We start from the raw sequence: 14,072 nt of genomic DNA on the forward strand, positions 1-14,072 counted from the left end.
CCACGGCCCAGCCGAGCGCGACGAGGCCGCCGCGGGAACGTACCGGGCAGCGGCGGGACAGCCGCGGATGCGCTACGGGGCAGCCGCGGAAACGCGACGGCGCGGGTACCGGCACGCTGCGGCGACGATTCCCGAGTTGCGGCGTGGTCAGACCACTCAGGCCAGCGCCGACACCGCGTCGACGACCGCGTCCCAGAACCGATCGACATCGAGGTCGACGGCAACATGCGCGTTCGCCGGGCGTCCCAGCATGCCGTCGAGGTCGATGGAGGTGGCGCCGACGGTCTCGGCTCCGGCGAGCTCGACATCGAGACGGGTGAACACGCGGGCGACGGTCTCCGGGTCGGCGAGGACCGCCATCGCCACGGGGTCGTGCAGTGGTCCGTCCGGCAGGCCGAACACGGCGGCGTTGGTGGAGCAGAAGAAGTCGAGCAGTTCTGCACCGAACGCCGACGTGCGATTCCCGACGGCGGCGATGCGCTCGCGGACGGATGTCGTCACGAGCGCCCGATGCGTCACGTTCAATCCGACCATGGTGAACGGCACGCCGGAACCGACGACCATCGCGAGTGCGTCCGGGTCGACCCAGGCGTTGAACTCCGCGTAGGGCGTGACGTTTCCGCGCCCGGTGGCTCCGCCCATCCAGACGACCTCGCGGATGCGCTCCGCCAGATACGGCCGCTGCGCGAGCAGCGTTGCGACATTCGTGAGGGGCCCCGTCGCGACGATGGCGACCGGCTCAGCGGATGCCTCGAGCGCGTCCGTCATGAGGTCGATGGCCGGGCGCGGGTCGAGCGGGACCGTCGGCACCGGCAGGACCGGGCCACCCAAGCCGTTGTCGCCGTGGATCCACTCGGCCGTGGACAGCTCCTTCTGCAACGGGCGATCAGCACCCGCTGCGACCGGCACGTCAGCGATGCCCGCAACGGTCAGCGCGATCCGCGCGTTGCGCTGGGTGTGCTCGAGTGTTCCATTTCCCGCGACCGCCGTCACCGCGAGCAGGTCGATCGCCGGACTGCCGGCGGCGAGCCAGATGGCGAAGACGTCGTCGTGACCGGGGTCGCAATCGAGGATGACGGGAATCACGAGAGCTGCATCAGGCGGCTGGCGCTGGACCGGGCCCCGCGATGGTCGCCGTGATGGGCTCCCCACCCGACCGCGAAACGAAGCAGTAGTAGTACCGCTTGGTGTCCTTCCACTGCTCGGCGGTAATCGGGAAGCTGCCCTGCAGCTGCAGGTCGGGATACGCGCCCGCGGCGGTCATGTCGATGACCCCCGAGGCGCTGCAGAGCGCGTTGATCTGCCCCGCCAGCGCGTCCTCACCGGGGAATGCCGTCGTGGCGTCACCTCCGAAGGTGCCGCGGTAGACGAGTTGCGCGGCGTGCGGGGCGGTGCAGTCGACGACCGTGAAAGTCTCACCCCAGGGTCCCGTGAACGGATCGACGCATTCGCCGCCGCCGAGCTGGTCCCACGGATGCACGCCAGCGGCCGCTGGACCGGTCACCTCGGGAGTCGGCGTCGGGGTCGCGGACGTTGTCGCGCTCGCGGTCGGCGCGGCGACAGGAGCACCCAGTCCGGGGAGGCGGGTGCCGACCCAGAACAGCAGCACGAGCACGAGCACGGCGCCGAGGCCTGCGGCGATCAGCAGGAGGGTGCGATTGCTCAGGCCGTGAACGCCGTCCTCGTCGGCTGCGGACTCCGATGCCACGGATGCCGGCGTCATGCTCGCCGGCGTCATGGGCGCGGGCATCGTGCCCACCGCTGTCGTGCTCGCCGGCGTCGCGGGCGTGGGCGTCATGGGCGCGGGCGTCGTGCCCATCGCCGTCGTGCTCGTCGGCGTCGCGGGCGGGGGCGTCGCGGCTGCGGGCGTCACGGCTGCGGGCGTTGTCGGTACCGCCGCCGTCTCGACAGGCGGAAAGTCGAACGCGCTCACCGCGGGACTTGCCGCGGTGCTGTCGATCCACCAGCTCGTCTCGACTGGAGTCGTCTCGTCGAGGGAGGGGTCACTGTCCGAAACGACCGGTTGTTCCATCCCTGACGCGACGATCCCTGCGGCTTCGGTGCCACCATCAGCGCCGGCGTCCTCATCGGAGAGGGATCTCTCGGTTTCTTCGCCAGGCCCCGACGCCCGGCGCGCGTCGGACGAGCCATCCGTCCCGGCATCCGCGGCCGGCACGGGAATCACACGCGTCTCAACGTCTGCAGCGCCCTCGTCGAGCGGCGCGGGCGTCGCCGTGTTCCACACGGAGGGCGCGGGGGTAGGTGTCACGACGGGGGCGAAGACCGAGGGCGGCACGAAGGGAGCGCCGTAGACGGGCACCGTCGTCGTCGGGGCAGCGTCCTCGTCGGTCAGGGCATCGCGGGCCGACTCATCGTCCCAGGACGACGGCGTCGTCGGTGATGCGGTCTCGTTGGTCGGCGGGGCATCGAATCGAGCGGGATCGTCTCCGGCGACGAGACCCCAAGCGAAGCCGGGAGCGGCAGGTGCCTCAGCCGGCGCATCGCCGGTCGCGAGATCGGCCGCCGCTCGATCGGCCGGCTCGGCGTTCGCCTCGACGATCGGATCGTCGGGCTCGTCTGCCGCGAACAGCGACCAGACGAGCTTGCGCGCCTCGTCCGAGTCGGCATCAGGATCCGCGCCATCGTTCAGCGAGCCCTCATCGAGCGGACCGTTCGTCGAAGGGACATCCAACGGGAAGGGATCGGATGGGCGGCTCGGCGCCTCGGGGATGGAGGAATCCGACGCCGACGACGCATCGGCCGGAGTGATCGCAGCCGAGCCGGAGGGCACCCCACCCGACGGCGCAGCGTTCCAAGGCGCAGCGTTCGACGGCGCAGCGCTGGACGGCTCAGCGCTGGACGTTGCCGGGTTTGACGCCGCGGGGTCCGACTGCACTGGGTTCCATGGCGCCGGGTCAGAAGGAGTCGCCGCGCTCCACGGGGACGGGGTGGGCGTCTCCGAGGGCGTTGCAGGAGTGCTTCCCGCCCATCCAGCGCCGAGGGCAGCCGCACCCGCCGCGGCGCCGGCCACCGGCAGTACCGCGGTCGGCGGCATGGCCTCTCGGGGCTCGTCGGACTTGGCGCCGAGTCGCCCGTCGGGGCCCAGCGGATCGCCCGTCACCGCAGCCTCGGCCGAACCCGGCGCGGCCGGTGCCTGGGAAGCCGGCGCCGGAGAAGTCGGCGGCGGCTCTGCTGGCGCCGGAGCCGAAGGGGTCTGACCGGCGTCGGCATCCTCACCCGGAGGAACGGAGGCGGCGAGCGTCGCCCCGCCCGCTGCCTCGGCCGGAGTCTGGGCGCTGCTCGCGGCGAGATGCTCAGCAGCCCACCACGGCATGGCATCGGCAACAGGCGTCGCGGCGGGGGTCGGTGCAGGCTCCGGCTCGGTCGGCACGGCGGGGGTCGCCGGCTCAGGGGTCCACGGCGCGGGATCCTGATCGGCCGCGACTACCGCTGGCTGTGCCCACGCCGTCGAACCGGGTTCCGCCGAGTCAACCGGCGTCGCGGCGGGCTGCTCCCCGGAGACGGGACCGGATGCGGCGGGAGCAGGAGGCGCGGGCGGCGCCCATCCCGCGGTAGATGGCTCCGCAGCGGCCGGCGGGAGCGGGCTGGCGGAAGGCGACCACCATGCTGCCTGACCAGGCTCGGCCGGAACAGCCGGCGGGATGGCAGCCGTCGGCGTGGCAGTGGGCGGCGTGGCAGCAGGCGGCGTCCATGTCACCGGACCGGGCTCGGCCGGAACAGCCGGCGGGGTGGCAGCCATCCGCGTGGCAGGGGGCGGCGACCATGCCGCCGAACCGGGCTCGGCCGGAACAGCCGGCGAGGCGCCAGCCGGCGGGGTGGCAGCCGGCGGGGTGGCAGCAGGCGGCGCCCACGCCCCGGGAGCAGGCTCCGAGGTCGTAGGCGGTAAGACAGGCGCCTGCCCCTCGCTCCCGGGGCTCTGCACCCGGCTTTCCGTGGGCGGCGGAACGGGTCGGCGCCACCTGTCATATGACGGATCCGAGGCGGGCACGGCCGTCGCAGCCTCGGCCGTCTGCGGTTGATCCGCCGGAGCAGCGGGCGCCGACCCGAACGGCGCTGGTGGCGTGAGCCTCACCGGTTCGGACGGGATCGGCCGCGTTGGATCGGCCGCATCCGGTGATGCGCCTGAGGAGGACGGAGTCGGCTCGCCCTGGGTCAGATCGGTCGGCGTAACTCCAGCGGTTCCGACCGCATCCGAGTTCGCTGGAAGAGGGACGTCATCGTCATCGTCATCCGAGAGCTGCGCGAACAGCCAGTCCGCCCCGCCGATCTCGGAGTCGTCGTCGCCTCCGCGCCCCCGTCGCCTCTCAGGCATCGCGGAGTCCCAGATCGTCCAGACCGATGGCGTAGTAGTACGGAATGCCCTCGGCCTCGATCACTTCGCGGGCACCGGTGTCACGGTCGACCACGACGGCGACTGCTGCGATCTCGGCGCCGACCTTGCGGAGGGCCTCGATGGCCTGGAGGGGCGAGCCGCCGGTGGTCGAGGTGTCCTCGAGCACGATCACGCGCTTGCCCGCGAGATCGGGACCCTCGACCTGCTTGCCGCGGCCGTGGTCCTTGGGCTCCTTGCGCACGACGAAGGCGTCGTACGCCAGGCCTCGCGCGGCACCCTGGTGCAACACGGCGGTCGCGACCGGGTCGGCGCCCATGGTCATGCCGCCGACGGCGGCGACATCCGGAATCTCGCCGATGAGGTCGAGCATGACCTGACCGATCAGCGGGGCGACCCGGTGGTCGAGGCTCACCTTGCGGAGGTCGACATAGTAGGTCGCCTTCTTGCCACTCGTGAGCGTGAAGTCTCCGTGGAACACCGCATCGGACGAGATGTAATCGATGAGACGGTTGCGTGCGTCGTCGCCGCCCTGGGCTGATCCATGGTTCACGGCGTCAACTCTATTAGGCGCGCCCCTCCCGCGCGGAAGCGGATGCACGCGTCACCGCTCGCGTCGCAGCAGCCGACGCCAGAACGGCACGGGATGCGCCTCGTCGGGTTCCGGTGCGGGCATCTCGATATGGAAGTGCTCGAGCTGGGTCGCACCCGATCGGACCGTGCGGTACAGCGCCGTCCCGATCAGCACGCCGAGCGCGATCGCCATCACTCCGACGAGAGCGTCGACGAAGTCGGAACTCCCGAGGTTGGCGCCGACGGCCTCGGTCACGCCGATCAGTCCGGTCGCGCCGGGCACGAGCAGCCAGAACGCTGGCAGGAAGGTGATCTGCGACGGCACGCCGCGGCGCAGGCCGTCGATCCACAGCACGGCCGGAGTCATCGCGAGGGCCCCGACGAAGCCGCTGATCTCCGGGCCGAACAGCCTCGCGCCGATGAACTGGCCGACGTAGGCGATCAGCAGCACGACGAGCACCCACCCGTACGCCTTGGCGGGAGCGGAGAAGTGGAGGTAGTTGCCGATCGAGAACAACAACAGGCCGAGCAACGGGATCCACCAGAACGCGAGCGACGATCCGCCCGCTGCCACGTAGTCCAGGTTGCTCACGCCCGCGATCGTGCCGGCGGCGATGATGCCGAAGGAGAGCAGGGCGAGTTGCACCAGCCCGGTGACCAGCCGACTCGCCCCTGCGATCATCTGTCCGGCGGCGAGTTCGACGGTCGCGGTCGTGAGCACTCCACCAGGCAGGAACGTCACGAGCGGAGCCACGAGTACCGTGAGCGGATCGCCGAGGCCCAGCCAGTCGGCCAGCAGGAAGACCGTGAGTGCCGAGACGAACGCGGCCACCACCGGGAATACCAGATCGAGCGTGGGTGAGCGCACGAGCTTCATGAGCCCGATCACCAGCCCCAGGCCGAAGGCGATGGCCGCACCCGCGACGCTCGGAAGCAGCAGCAGGGAAAGCCCGAGGGTGAGCACGCCGTGGCCGAGGGTGCGCACGATCCAGCCGAATCGCGGCCGCATCGATCCCACGGCATTGAGGCGACGGATGCCGTCAGCCGGGTCGAGCGTGCCGTCCTCGGCTTCGTGTACCACGCCGTAGAGCGCCGCGATCTGGTCGAACCGCAGGGAGGCCGCCACACGAGAGGAGACGGCCACGTGTCCGGTGGAGGCACCGCCGGTCTGCACGAGGATCACCGTCGGCAGCACGACGAAACCCGTGTCCGGAACGCCGTAGGCCACCGCGATCCGGTGCATGATGGCGCGCACCCGGTCGACCGACTCTCCCGCTGCGGTCAGGCCCTCTGCCAGGCCGAGGAGGTACTGACGGAGCTCCCCCGGGTTCGACGGCGCCGCGCTCGGCTCGGGCATCCGCCTGCTCTCAGGCCACGAAGACGAACGACAGGATCACACCGACGACGATGGCGCTGACGATGTAGACCAGGTTCGGCAGCTGGAACGAGTGGTCCACGACGAATCGGCCCATCTTGGTCGTTCCGGTCTGGTCGAACGCGACGGTGGCCACCTGCGATCCGTTGGCGGGCAGGGTGTAGATGCCCATCACCGCCGGCCACAGCCCGACCAGCAGCGAGGCGGGCAGCCCGATGGTGAGGCCGATCGGCACGATCGCGTTGGTCGCGCTCGACTGGCTCGTGGTGAGGGCGGCCACGAGGAAGAGCGCGAGGGCGAACAGCACCGCCCCGAGGAAGGCCGACGAGCCCGAGACGAGCGAGCCGAGCCCGTCGACGATGAGCTTGTTGTTGTTCGCCACGAAGGTATTGGCGAGCCACGCGATGCCGAACAGGGCGATCGCTCCCACGATTCCGGCCGGGAAGGTGGACTGCTTGGGGACGTCGGATGCCTTGACCTTGCAGAACACGAAGATGAGCGCGGCGATGACGCCCATGACCACCTCGATGATGACGGTGATGCTGAGGCGCGTGACGCTGCCGTCATCCGCCGTTCCGATGACGGGCCGGATGCCCTCGAACAGCCCGAAGATGACGATGACGGCGACGCCTGCCAGGAACAGGGAGGCGGAGAGCACGGCCGACCGGGGCAGCGTCTTCTCGTGCGCGTTCTCCGTCGGGGGCTTGATGAGGTGCTCGGCGAGCCGGCGCTGGAACTCGGGATCGTCCTCGAGATCCTTGCCGTGTCGCATCATCACCAGTGCCGCCAGGCCGAGACCGACGATCGAGGCCGGCCACATGATGAGCAGCAGTGTGCCGAGGTCGACGCCCTTCGGCGCCAGCAGCACCACCATCGAGGCGACCGCCGCCGAGACCGGACTGCACAGGATGCCGACCTGGGATGCGACGGCGGAGACGGACAGGGCGCGCTCCGGGCGGATCTTCTGCTGGTACGAGACGTCGTAGATGACGGGCAGCAGTGGGTAGAAGATGTTGCCCGTACCGGCGCCGACCGTGAACAGGAACGCCATCGCCGGTGCGAGGAACACGACACTCCGCGGGTGCGATGTGATGGCCTTCGCGGCGATGGACACCATCCAGTCGATGCCGCCTGCCGCCTGCATGACCGAGGCCGCGGTGATGACCGTGATGACGATGAAGACGGCGTCGACGGGTGCGTTGCCCGGCGCGGTCCCCGGGAAGCAGAAGACGAGCACGGCGACGCCGACCAGTCCCCAGACGCCGAGTCCGATGCCGCTCGTGCGGGTGCCCATGAAGATCGCCGCGATGACGACGATCAGCTGCAGGACCAGGATCCAGACGTTCTCGTTCACGACGACGGTCCGGCGACGATGGGCTCGCGGGCATCGAGGACACGGATGGGCAACGGCGTCTCGACGATCTCGCCGTCGACGGCCTCGACCCGAAGCGCCAGCCCGTCGGCGACCGGGCTGATGGCGGTCACGAACTCGTCGCCATCGAAGTGGAGCGACTGCAGGTTGCCGACGGCGTAGCCCGTGCTCAGCTCGCCGCTCTTCAGCGCCGCGTGGAACAACGGCTGGCGCTGGTCCTCCGCGTCGTAGTGCGGGCAGAAGCTGCCATGCAGGAACCCGAGACCCTCGGGCAGCACCTGCAGCGTCGGGCCGTAGCTGTCCGTGGTTCCCCCTTCGAACCAGCAGATGCCGCCGGCGGATCCTCCGGTGAACACGACGTTCGAGTCCTCCCAGAGCTCCCGCATGATCTCGTCCAGGCCCTGGCGCTTCCAGACGTCGAGCATGTTCGCGGTGTTGCCGCCGCCGACGTGGATGACGTCGAATCCGCGCACGAAACCGGCGAGGTCATCCATCGGCCGGTGGAAGAGAGGGAGGTGGCGAGGTGCGCATCGGTCCGAGTCGTAGGTCTGGTAGAAGCTGAGGATGTACGACGGATCGTCGCCGGTCGCGGTGCCCACGAACAGCACGCGGGGGCGTTCCTTGCCCGTGAGGCCGAGGATGTAGTCATGCGTCGGATCAGCACGACGATCCATCATCGCTCGCCCGGCACCCGTTGCCACGATGTGAGCCATAGAACCTCCCCGTCCCCGGACTGCCCTGTCGCCACACTATTCCGGCCGCTGAAGCACGGGCAAGCATTGGGAGCCCTGCCGGGCGGGACCGTTGGCATGATGGGTGGAGTGATCATCGCGGAGTCCGACGAACAGCGCTTCGGAGCCGCGCGCTACCTGGTGGCCGCTCTGCTCTCACGCATGGCGAGCGCTGGCGGCACCGTGGTGTTCCCCATCCTCGCCATCCGCGAGCTCAACGACGTGGGGGTGGGCGCCCTCCTCGTCGCCGCGTCGTTGGCCCCCAGCGTGGTCATCGCGCCGTTGGCAGGTGCCCTGCTCGATTCGACGCGTCGGCCCCGGCTGCTGTTCGTCGGCGCAGGCCTGGTGTCGGCAGTCGGCTACGCTACCGGGGCGCTGCTCGGCATCGTCCCGCTCCCGGTGGTGGTCATCGCCCTGCTGGCGGCCGGATGCGCGACCCCGTTCGTGATGGGCGGCATGTCGAGCTTCGTCACGTCCGTCATCGCTCCCGAGCGCACGGCGTTCGCGACCGACACGCTCGCCTACGGCGTCTCCGGAGTGGGCGGCCCGGCGCTCTCGGCCGTCGTCATCGCCGCCGCATCTCCGCGAGCGGCGGCGCTCGCCCTGGCTACGGCGTCGGCTTTGGGGGCGCTGGCCATCCTGTCGCTCCGGCTGGCCCCGCACCGTCACGAGCGGACGGATGCCGGCCTGCTCCGACGCATCGCCACCGGCACGGGCTACCTCGTGCGGCACCGACCCCTGCTCCTCGTGACGGCGTCGAGCACGCTCACCCAGGTCGGTGCAGGCGCCTTCCCCATTGCGGCGATCGCGCTAGCGGCTCAGCGCTGGCAGCACGCCGACGAGGGGGCCTGGATCGTGACGGCTTTCTCAGTCGGATCGCTCGCGAGCGCCGTGGTGGTCTCCATCCGACCCGTCCAGTCGGTGCGCCCGGCGGTCGTGTTGACGACCGGGTTCGCGCTCACGGGCGCGCTCATCGCGCTCTCGGCGGTCGGAGGCGATCTGGTCGTGACCCTTGCGCTCGTCGCCGTCGCCGGGGTGTGCTCAGCACCGAGCACGGCTGCGCTGTTCGAACTGCGCACCGTCAACAGCCCACCGGCCGTGCGCGCCCAGGTCTTCACCGTGGGTGCCGGTCTCCGCGCGGCCGCGAGCGCCGCCGGAGCCGCGATCATCGGCCCGTTCGCCGGGGCGGACGCGGGGTTGCTCGTGGCGCTCGTGGGCTTCGGCTGGATGGCGTCGGCGGCGATCATGCTGCCGTATCGCACTCAGGCACCCGCGCCCGTCAACGCATGATGGGCCCCGGTACCACTCAGATGGTGCGGACGAAGCTGCGCTTCGGTGCGCGGCCGTAGCCGTCACGGGCGACGAGCGAGATGGTGCCGGCGATGGAGCCGACGGCGATGACACTGAGGAGGACGAGGAGCGCGACCATGATGGGCCTTTCGAGGAAGACGGATGTCGGCGGGGGGGAGCGCCGTTGCTTCTGCTCGACTTTCTCAGCATCCTCCCTTCGACCGTGCAGCACAATCTCATAGTTCTTCACCGACGATGTAGCCTTACTTCATGGATGTGCGCCGACTCGACCTGCTGCGCGAGCTATCCGAACGCGGAAGCGTCACGGCCGTCGCGGCGGCCACACATCGCACGCCCTCGGCGGTGTCGCAGCAGCTGAAGGTGCTCGAGCGGGAGGCGGGCGTACCGCTCACAGCGAAGAGCGGGCGCGGTCTCGTGCTCACCAGTGCCGGACTCGCGCTGGCGCGCAGCGCTGCGGATGTCGCCGTGGCACGGGAACGCGCCGGGGCGCTGTGGGACGAGTTCCGCAACCATCCGAGCGGCAATGTGAGCCTGGCCACGTTTCCCACGGCCGGCCAGATGCTCCTGCCCGGCGCGCTGACGGACCTGTCCGGCATCCCGGGTCTCGTCCTCACCTGCACCGACATGGACGTCGAGACCGGCGACCTGCCCGACCTCACCGGCGAGTTCGACATCGTGCTCGCGCACACGCTGACGGGTCGCTCCTCGTGGGGCGGGCGAGGCCTGCGGGTCGTTCCGCTCATGGTGGAGCCGCTCGACATCGGCCTGCCGGCGGGGCATCGGCTGGCTGGGCGCAGCTACCTGACCCCGGCCGACGTCGTCGACGAGACGTGGATCAGCGTGCCGGACGGCATGCCGTTCGAGCGCATCCTGCATGACATCGAGGAGGCGGCCGGCCATCGCACCCGCGTCTTCCAACGCTTCTCCGACCTCCGTGTGGTGGAGGCGTTCGTGGCGGCCGGCATGGGAATCGGGCTCGTTCCGCGCTTCACCTCCGGCGACATCGACCCCTCGCGCATGGTGCTGAAGCCGCTGCGCGGCGTCGACACCGACCGCCACATCGTCGCCCTGCTGCGGCCGGACGTCGCCGAACGGCTGGCCGTCCGCACGGTCGTCGAGGTGCTTCGCGCGCAGGCTGCGCGCATCCAGTCGGCGTACGGCTCGTCGCCTTCGTCCTCTTCGCCGTCGTCTTCGTCTTCGTCGCCGTCGTCGTCTTCGTCGCCTTCGTCTTCGTCGCCTTCGTCTCCTTCGCCGTCGTCGTCTTCTTCGCCTTCGTCTCCTTCGCCGTCGTCGTCTTCGTCGCCTTCGCCGTCGTCCTCGCCTTCTTCGCCGTCGTTGCCACTGTCGTCGTTGCCGTCGTTGTCGTTGCCACTGTCGTCGTCGCCGTCGTTGTCGTTGTCGTTGCCGCTGTCGTCGTCGCCGTCGTTGTCTTCGTCGTCCTCGTAGTCGCCCTCGCGCAGGGATCAGGATCTCCCGCACGACGTAGGCTCGCCTCATGAGCGACAGCATCCTCTTCGACGTCACCGACGGACTCGCCCGCATCACCCTCAATCGTCCGGAGCGGCTCAACGCGATCGACGCGGACGCCGCCGCACGTTGGCGTGACATCGGCGCCGAGGTGGCCGAACGTGACGATATCGGGGCCGTCCTGTTCGATGCGGCCGGGCGAGCCTTCTGCGCCGGCGGAGATGTGCGGTCGATGGCCGACTTCCCGGAGGCATCTGTCATCGAGGCGCACGCCGACACCATCCACGACGGCCACCGCCTTCTGCGCGAGAGCGACAAGCCGATCGTCGCCGCCGTCCAGGGACCCGTGGCCGGCGGCGGCCTCGGATTCATGCTCGTCGCCGACATCATCGTCGCGTCGGATGAGGCGCACTTCTCGAGCAAGTACTCCGACATCGGCCTCACGCCCGACTGCGGAGTCAGCACGCTCCTGCCGGAGGCCGTCGGCGCGCGCCGCGCCCTGGAACTCACGCTGACCTCCCGTCGCCTGTCGGCGGCGGAGGCGCTGGAGTGGGGCCTGGTCACGGAGGTCGTGGCGGCCGACGGCGTCGCCGCCCGGGCACGCGAGATCGCCGACGGATGGCTGGCGGGGGCGACCGCCTCATTCGGCCAGGCCAAGCGCTTGATCCGGTCGGCGCCGTACCGCTCGTTCCGGGAGTCGCTCGACGACGAGGCCCGCACCATCGCCGCATCCTTCGCGGGCGCCGACGCCCAGTCACGCATCGCCGCCTTCGCCCGGCGCTGACTCGGCCGCTGGCGCGCTACGCGCATCCCTGACGCCCGCTCTGCTCCCGGCTTGACGCCCGCGCCCTGCTCACGTCTACAGGACGAGAGCCGAGCCACCGCCCCAGTAAGGGGTGGCGACGCTCTCATCCTGTAAACGAACGGGAAAGCCCGGCTTACCGACGCCCAAGCCCGCGTCGCCCCTTACGCCCGCCCCTTACGCCCGCCGCTGGCGCCCGCCGCGCGTACCTCCCCTACGCCCGCCGCGCGTCGCCCCTTCGCCCGCCGCTGGCGCGCCACGCGCGTATCTCCCCTACGCCCGCCGCGCGTCGCCTGTTCGCCCGCCGCTGGCGCGCGCCACGCGCATTCCTGACGCCCGCTCCACTCCGGCTTGACGCCCGCGCCCCGCTCACGTTTACAGGACGAGAGCCGAGCCACCGCCCCAGCAAGAGGTGGCGACGCTCTCATCCTGTAAACGAACGGGCAAACCCGCGTCAGGTGTGCTGCGGGAAGCCCAAGTTGATGCCGCCGTGCGACGGATCGAGCCAGCGCGAGGTGATCGCCTTCTCGCGGGTGAAGAACGCGACGCCCGCCGGCCCGTACGCCTTCGCGTCGCCGAAGAGCGACGACTTCCACCCGCCGAACGAGTGGTAGGCCACCGGCACCGGGATGGGCACGTTCACGCCGACCATGCCCACCTGCACCTCGCGCTGGAATCGGCGCGCGGCGCCTCCGTCGTTCGTGAAGATGGCTGTCCCGTTGCCGTAGCGCCCGCGGTTGATGATGTCGAGTCCCTCCTCGTACCCTGACACCCGGACGACGGAGAGCACCGGCCCGAAGATCTCGTCGGTGTAGACGGCGGACGTCGTGGGCACGTTGTCGATGAGCGTCGGGCCCAGCCAGAAGCCGTCGGCGTCGCCATCGAACTCGCCGTCACGTCCGTCGACCACGACTGTCGCGCCGTCCGTCGCCGCGATGTCGATGTAGCCGGCGACCTTGTCGCGGTGCACCTTGGTGATGAGCGGGCCCATGTCGCAGGCTCGACGTCCGTCGCCCGTGCGGAGACCGGCCATCCGCTCCTTCACCTTCGCGACGAGTTCGTCGGCGATCGACTCCGACGCCAGCACCACCGAGATGGCCATGCAGCGTTCACCGGCCGAGCCGAACCCGGCGTTCACGGCCGAGTCGGCGACGAGGTCGAGGTCGGCGTCGGGCAGTACGAGCATGTGGTTCTTGGCGCCGCCGAGGGCTTGGACGCGCTTGCCGTTGCGGGAGGCCGTCTCGTAGATGTACTGAGCGATCGGCGTCGAACCGACGAAGGAGATCGATGAGATGCCGGGATGCTCGAGCACCGCGTCGACGGCCTCCTTGTCGCCGTGCACGACGTTGAAGACGCCGTCCGGCAGCCCGGCCTCCTTCAGCAACGCGGCCATCCAGTTCGCCGCGGACGGATCCTTCTCCGACGGCTTCAGCACCACCGTGTTGCCGCACGCGATAGCGATGGGGAAGAACCACAACGGCACCATCGCTGGAAAATTGAACGGGCTGATGATGCCTACCACCCCGACCGGCTGCCGCAGCGTGTAGACGTCGACGCCCGTCGACGCGTTCTCGCTGTAGTCGCCCTTGACGAGTTGGGCGATTCCGCAGGCGAACTCCACGACCTCCAGCCCTCGCGCGATCTCGCCCGCGGCATCCGAGAGCACCTTGCCGTGCTCGCTCGTGAGAATCTCGGCGAGCTCACCCGACCGCGCGTTGAGCAGCTCGCGGAAGGCGAACATCACCGCTTGTCGACGAGCGAGCGACGTGTCGGCCCAGGCGGGCAGGGCAGCGGATGCCGCAGCCACCGCCGCATCCACGTCCGCGGCGGAGGCCATGCGCACATGCTTCTGAACTGCACCCTTCGCGGGGTCGTAGACCGGTGACGTCCGCGAGGACTCGCCCTCGACAAGAGCACCGTCGATCCAATGGTCGAGGGTGGTGACCCCACCTTCGGCCGCGGTTTCGGTGCCGGTATCGGTGTCGGTATTGGTGGCGGCCGTCGGGTCGGCATCGGCCGTCGGGTCGGCGTCGGTCGCGGTGGGGCTGGAGGTGTCGGTCATGGTGTTCCTTCTTCGTTTCCTCAGTGAA

The 14,072-nt window shown here is 70.2% G+C and carries 12 protein-coding genes; 4 read left to right on the top strand and 8 right to left on the bottom strand.

The window, feature by feature from the left end; genetic code table 11:
- Positions 1–156: 156 nt before the first annotated feature.
- Positions 157–1,086: a nucleoside hydrolase gene (locus E6C70_RS10220; RefSeq protein ID WP_207670101.1), complete on the bottom strand. Its 930-nt coding sequence runs from the start codon at positions 1,084–1,086 to the stop codon at positions 157–159.
- Positions 1,087–1,096: 10 nt separating this feature from the next.
- Positions 1,097–3,391 carry a hypothetical protein gene (locus E6C70_RS10225; protein WP_136424459.1) on the bottom strand — a complete coding sequence of 765 codons (2,295 nt, stop codon included), beginning with the start codon at positions 3,389–3,391 and terminating at the stop codon, positions 1,097–1,099.
- Positions 3,392–3,662: 271 nt separating this feature from the next.
- On the opposite strand from E6C70_RS10225, the gene E6C70_RS10230 reads away from it, so the two are divergent.
- A complete protein-coding gene (locus tag E6C70_RS10230; RefSeq protein ID WP_136424460.1) occupies positions 3,663–4,040 on the top strand; it encodes a hypothetical protein in 378 nt (125 codons plus the stop codon).
- Between the two features lie 285 nt (positions 4,041–4,325).
- On the opposite strand, the gene pyrE is transcribed toward E6C70_RS10230, so the two are convergent.
- Genes pyrE through E6C70_RS10250 form a run of 4 tightly spaced genes read right to left on the bottom strand, consistent with a single transcriptional unit; the run spans position 4,326 to position 8,384 of the window.
- The gene (gene pyrE / locus E6C70_RS10235) at positions 4,326–4,904 is read right to left on the bottom strand and encodes an orotate phosphoribosyltransferase (RefSeq protein WP_136424461.1); all 579 of its coding nucleotides are present in this window, start codon (positions 4,902–4,904) and stop codon (positions 4,326–4,328) included.
- 51 nt (positions 4,905–4,955) lie between these two features.
- The gene (locus E6C70_RS10240) at positions 4,956–6,281 is read right to left on the bottom strand and encodes a threonine/serine exporter family protein (RefSeq protein ID WP_136424462.1); all 1,326 of its coding nucleotides are present in this window, start codon (positions 6,279–6,281) and stop codon (positions 4,956–4,958) included.
- 10 nt (positions 6,282–6,291) lie between these two features.
- Positions 6,292–7,653 carry an anaerobic C4-dicarboxylate transporter family protein gene (locus E6C70_RS10245; protein ID WP_136424463.1) on the bottom strand — a complete coding sequence of 454 codons (1,362 nt, stop codon included), beginning with the start codon at positions 7,651–7,653 and terminating at the stop codon, positions 6,292–6,294.
- Entirely contained in the window at positions 7,650–8,384 is a 735-nt protein-coding gene (locus E6C70_RS10250) for a Type 1 glutamine amidotransferase-like domain-containing protein (protein ID WP_136424464.1), read from the bottom strand. The genes E6C70_RS10245 and E6C70_RS10250 overlap by 4 nt, the downstream gene beginning before the upstream one ends.
- Before the next feature lie 108 nt (positions 8,385–8,492).
- Between E6C70_RS10250 and E6C70_RS10255 the strand changes: the two genes are divergently transcribed.
- Entirely contained in the window at positions 8,493–9,692 is a 1,200-nt protein-coding gene (locus E6C70_RS10255) for an MFS transporter (RefSeq protein ID WP_168770919.1), read from the top strand.
- Between the two features lie 16 nt (positions 9,693–9,708).
- Here the strand turns inward: E6C70_RS10255 and E6C70_RS10260 are convergent, their stop codons facing one another.
- Positions 9,709–9,942, bottom strand: coding sequence for a hypothetical protein (locus E6C70_RS10260; RefSeq protein ID WP_136424466.1), 234 nt, complete (start codon positions 9,940–9,942; stop codon positions 9,709–9,711).
- A 20-nt stretch (positions 9,943–9,962) separates the two neighbouring features.
- On the opposite strand from E6C70_RS10260, the gene E6C70_RS10265 reads away from it, so the two are divergent.
- Together E6C70_RS10265 and E6C70_RS10270 are read left to right on the top strand one after the other, a co-directional pair.
- Positions 9,963–11,159: a LysR family transcriptional regulator gene (locus E6C70_RS10265; protein WP_136424467.1), complete on the top strand. Its 1,197-nt coding sequence runs from the start codon at positions 9,963–9,965 to the stop codon at positions 11,157–11,159.
- Positions 11,160–11,208: 49 nt separating this feature from the next.
- Positions 11,209–11,964 (top strand): enoyl-CoA hydratase/isomerase family protein, encoded by a 756-nt coding sequence (locus E6C70_RS10270; protein WP_136424468.1) that lies wholly within the window; start codon positions 11,209–11,211, stop codon positions 11,962–11,964.
- 472 nt (positions 11,965–12,436) lie between these two features.
- On the opposite strand, the gene E6C70_RS10275 is transcribed toward E6C70_RS10270, so the two are convergent.
- Positions 12,437–14,044 carry a CoA-acylating methylmalonate-semialdehyde dehydrogenase gene (locus tag E6C70_RS10275; protein ID WP_136424469.1) on the bottom strand — a complete coding sequence of 536 codons (1,608 nt, stop codon included), beginning with the start codon at positions 14,042–14,044 and terminating at the stop codon, positions 12,437–12,439.
- Between the last annotated feature and the right edge of the window lie 28 nt (positions 14,045–14,072).

Source organism: Orlajensenia flava, assembly GCF_004801905.1.
In the GTDB taxonomy this organism is placed as follows: Bacteria; Actinomycetota; Actinomycetes; order Actinomycetales; family Microbacteriaceae; genus Orlajensenia; species Orlajensenia flava.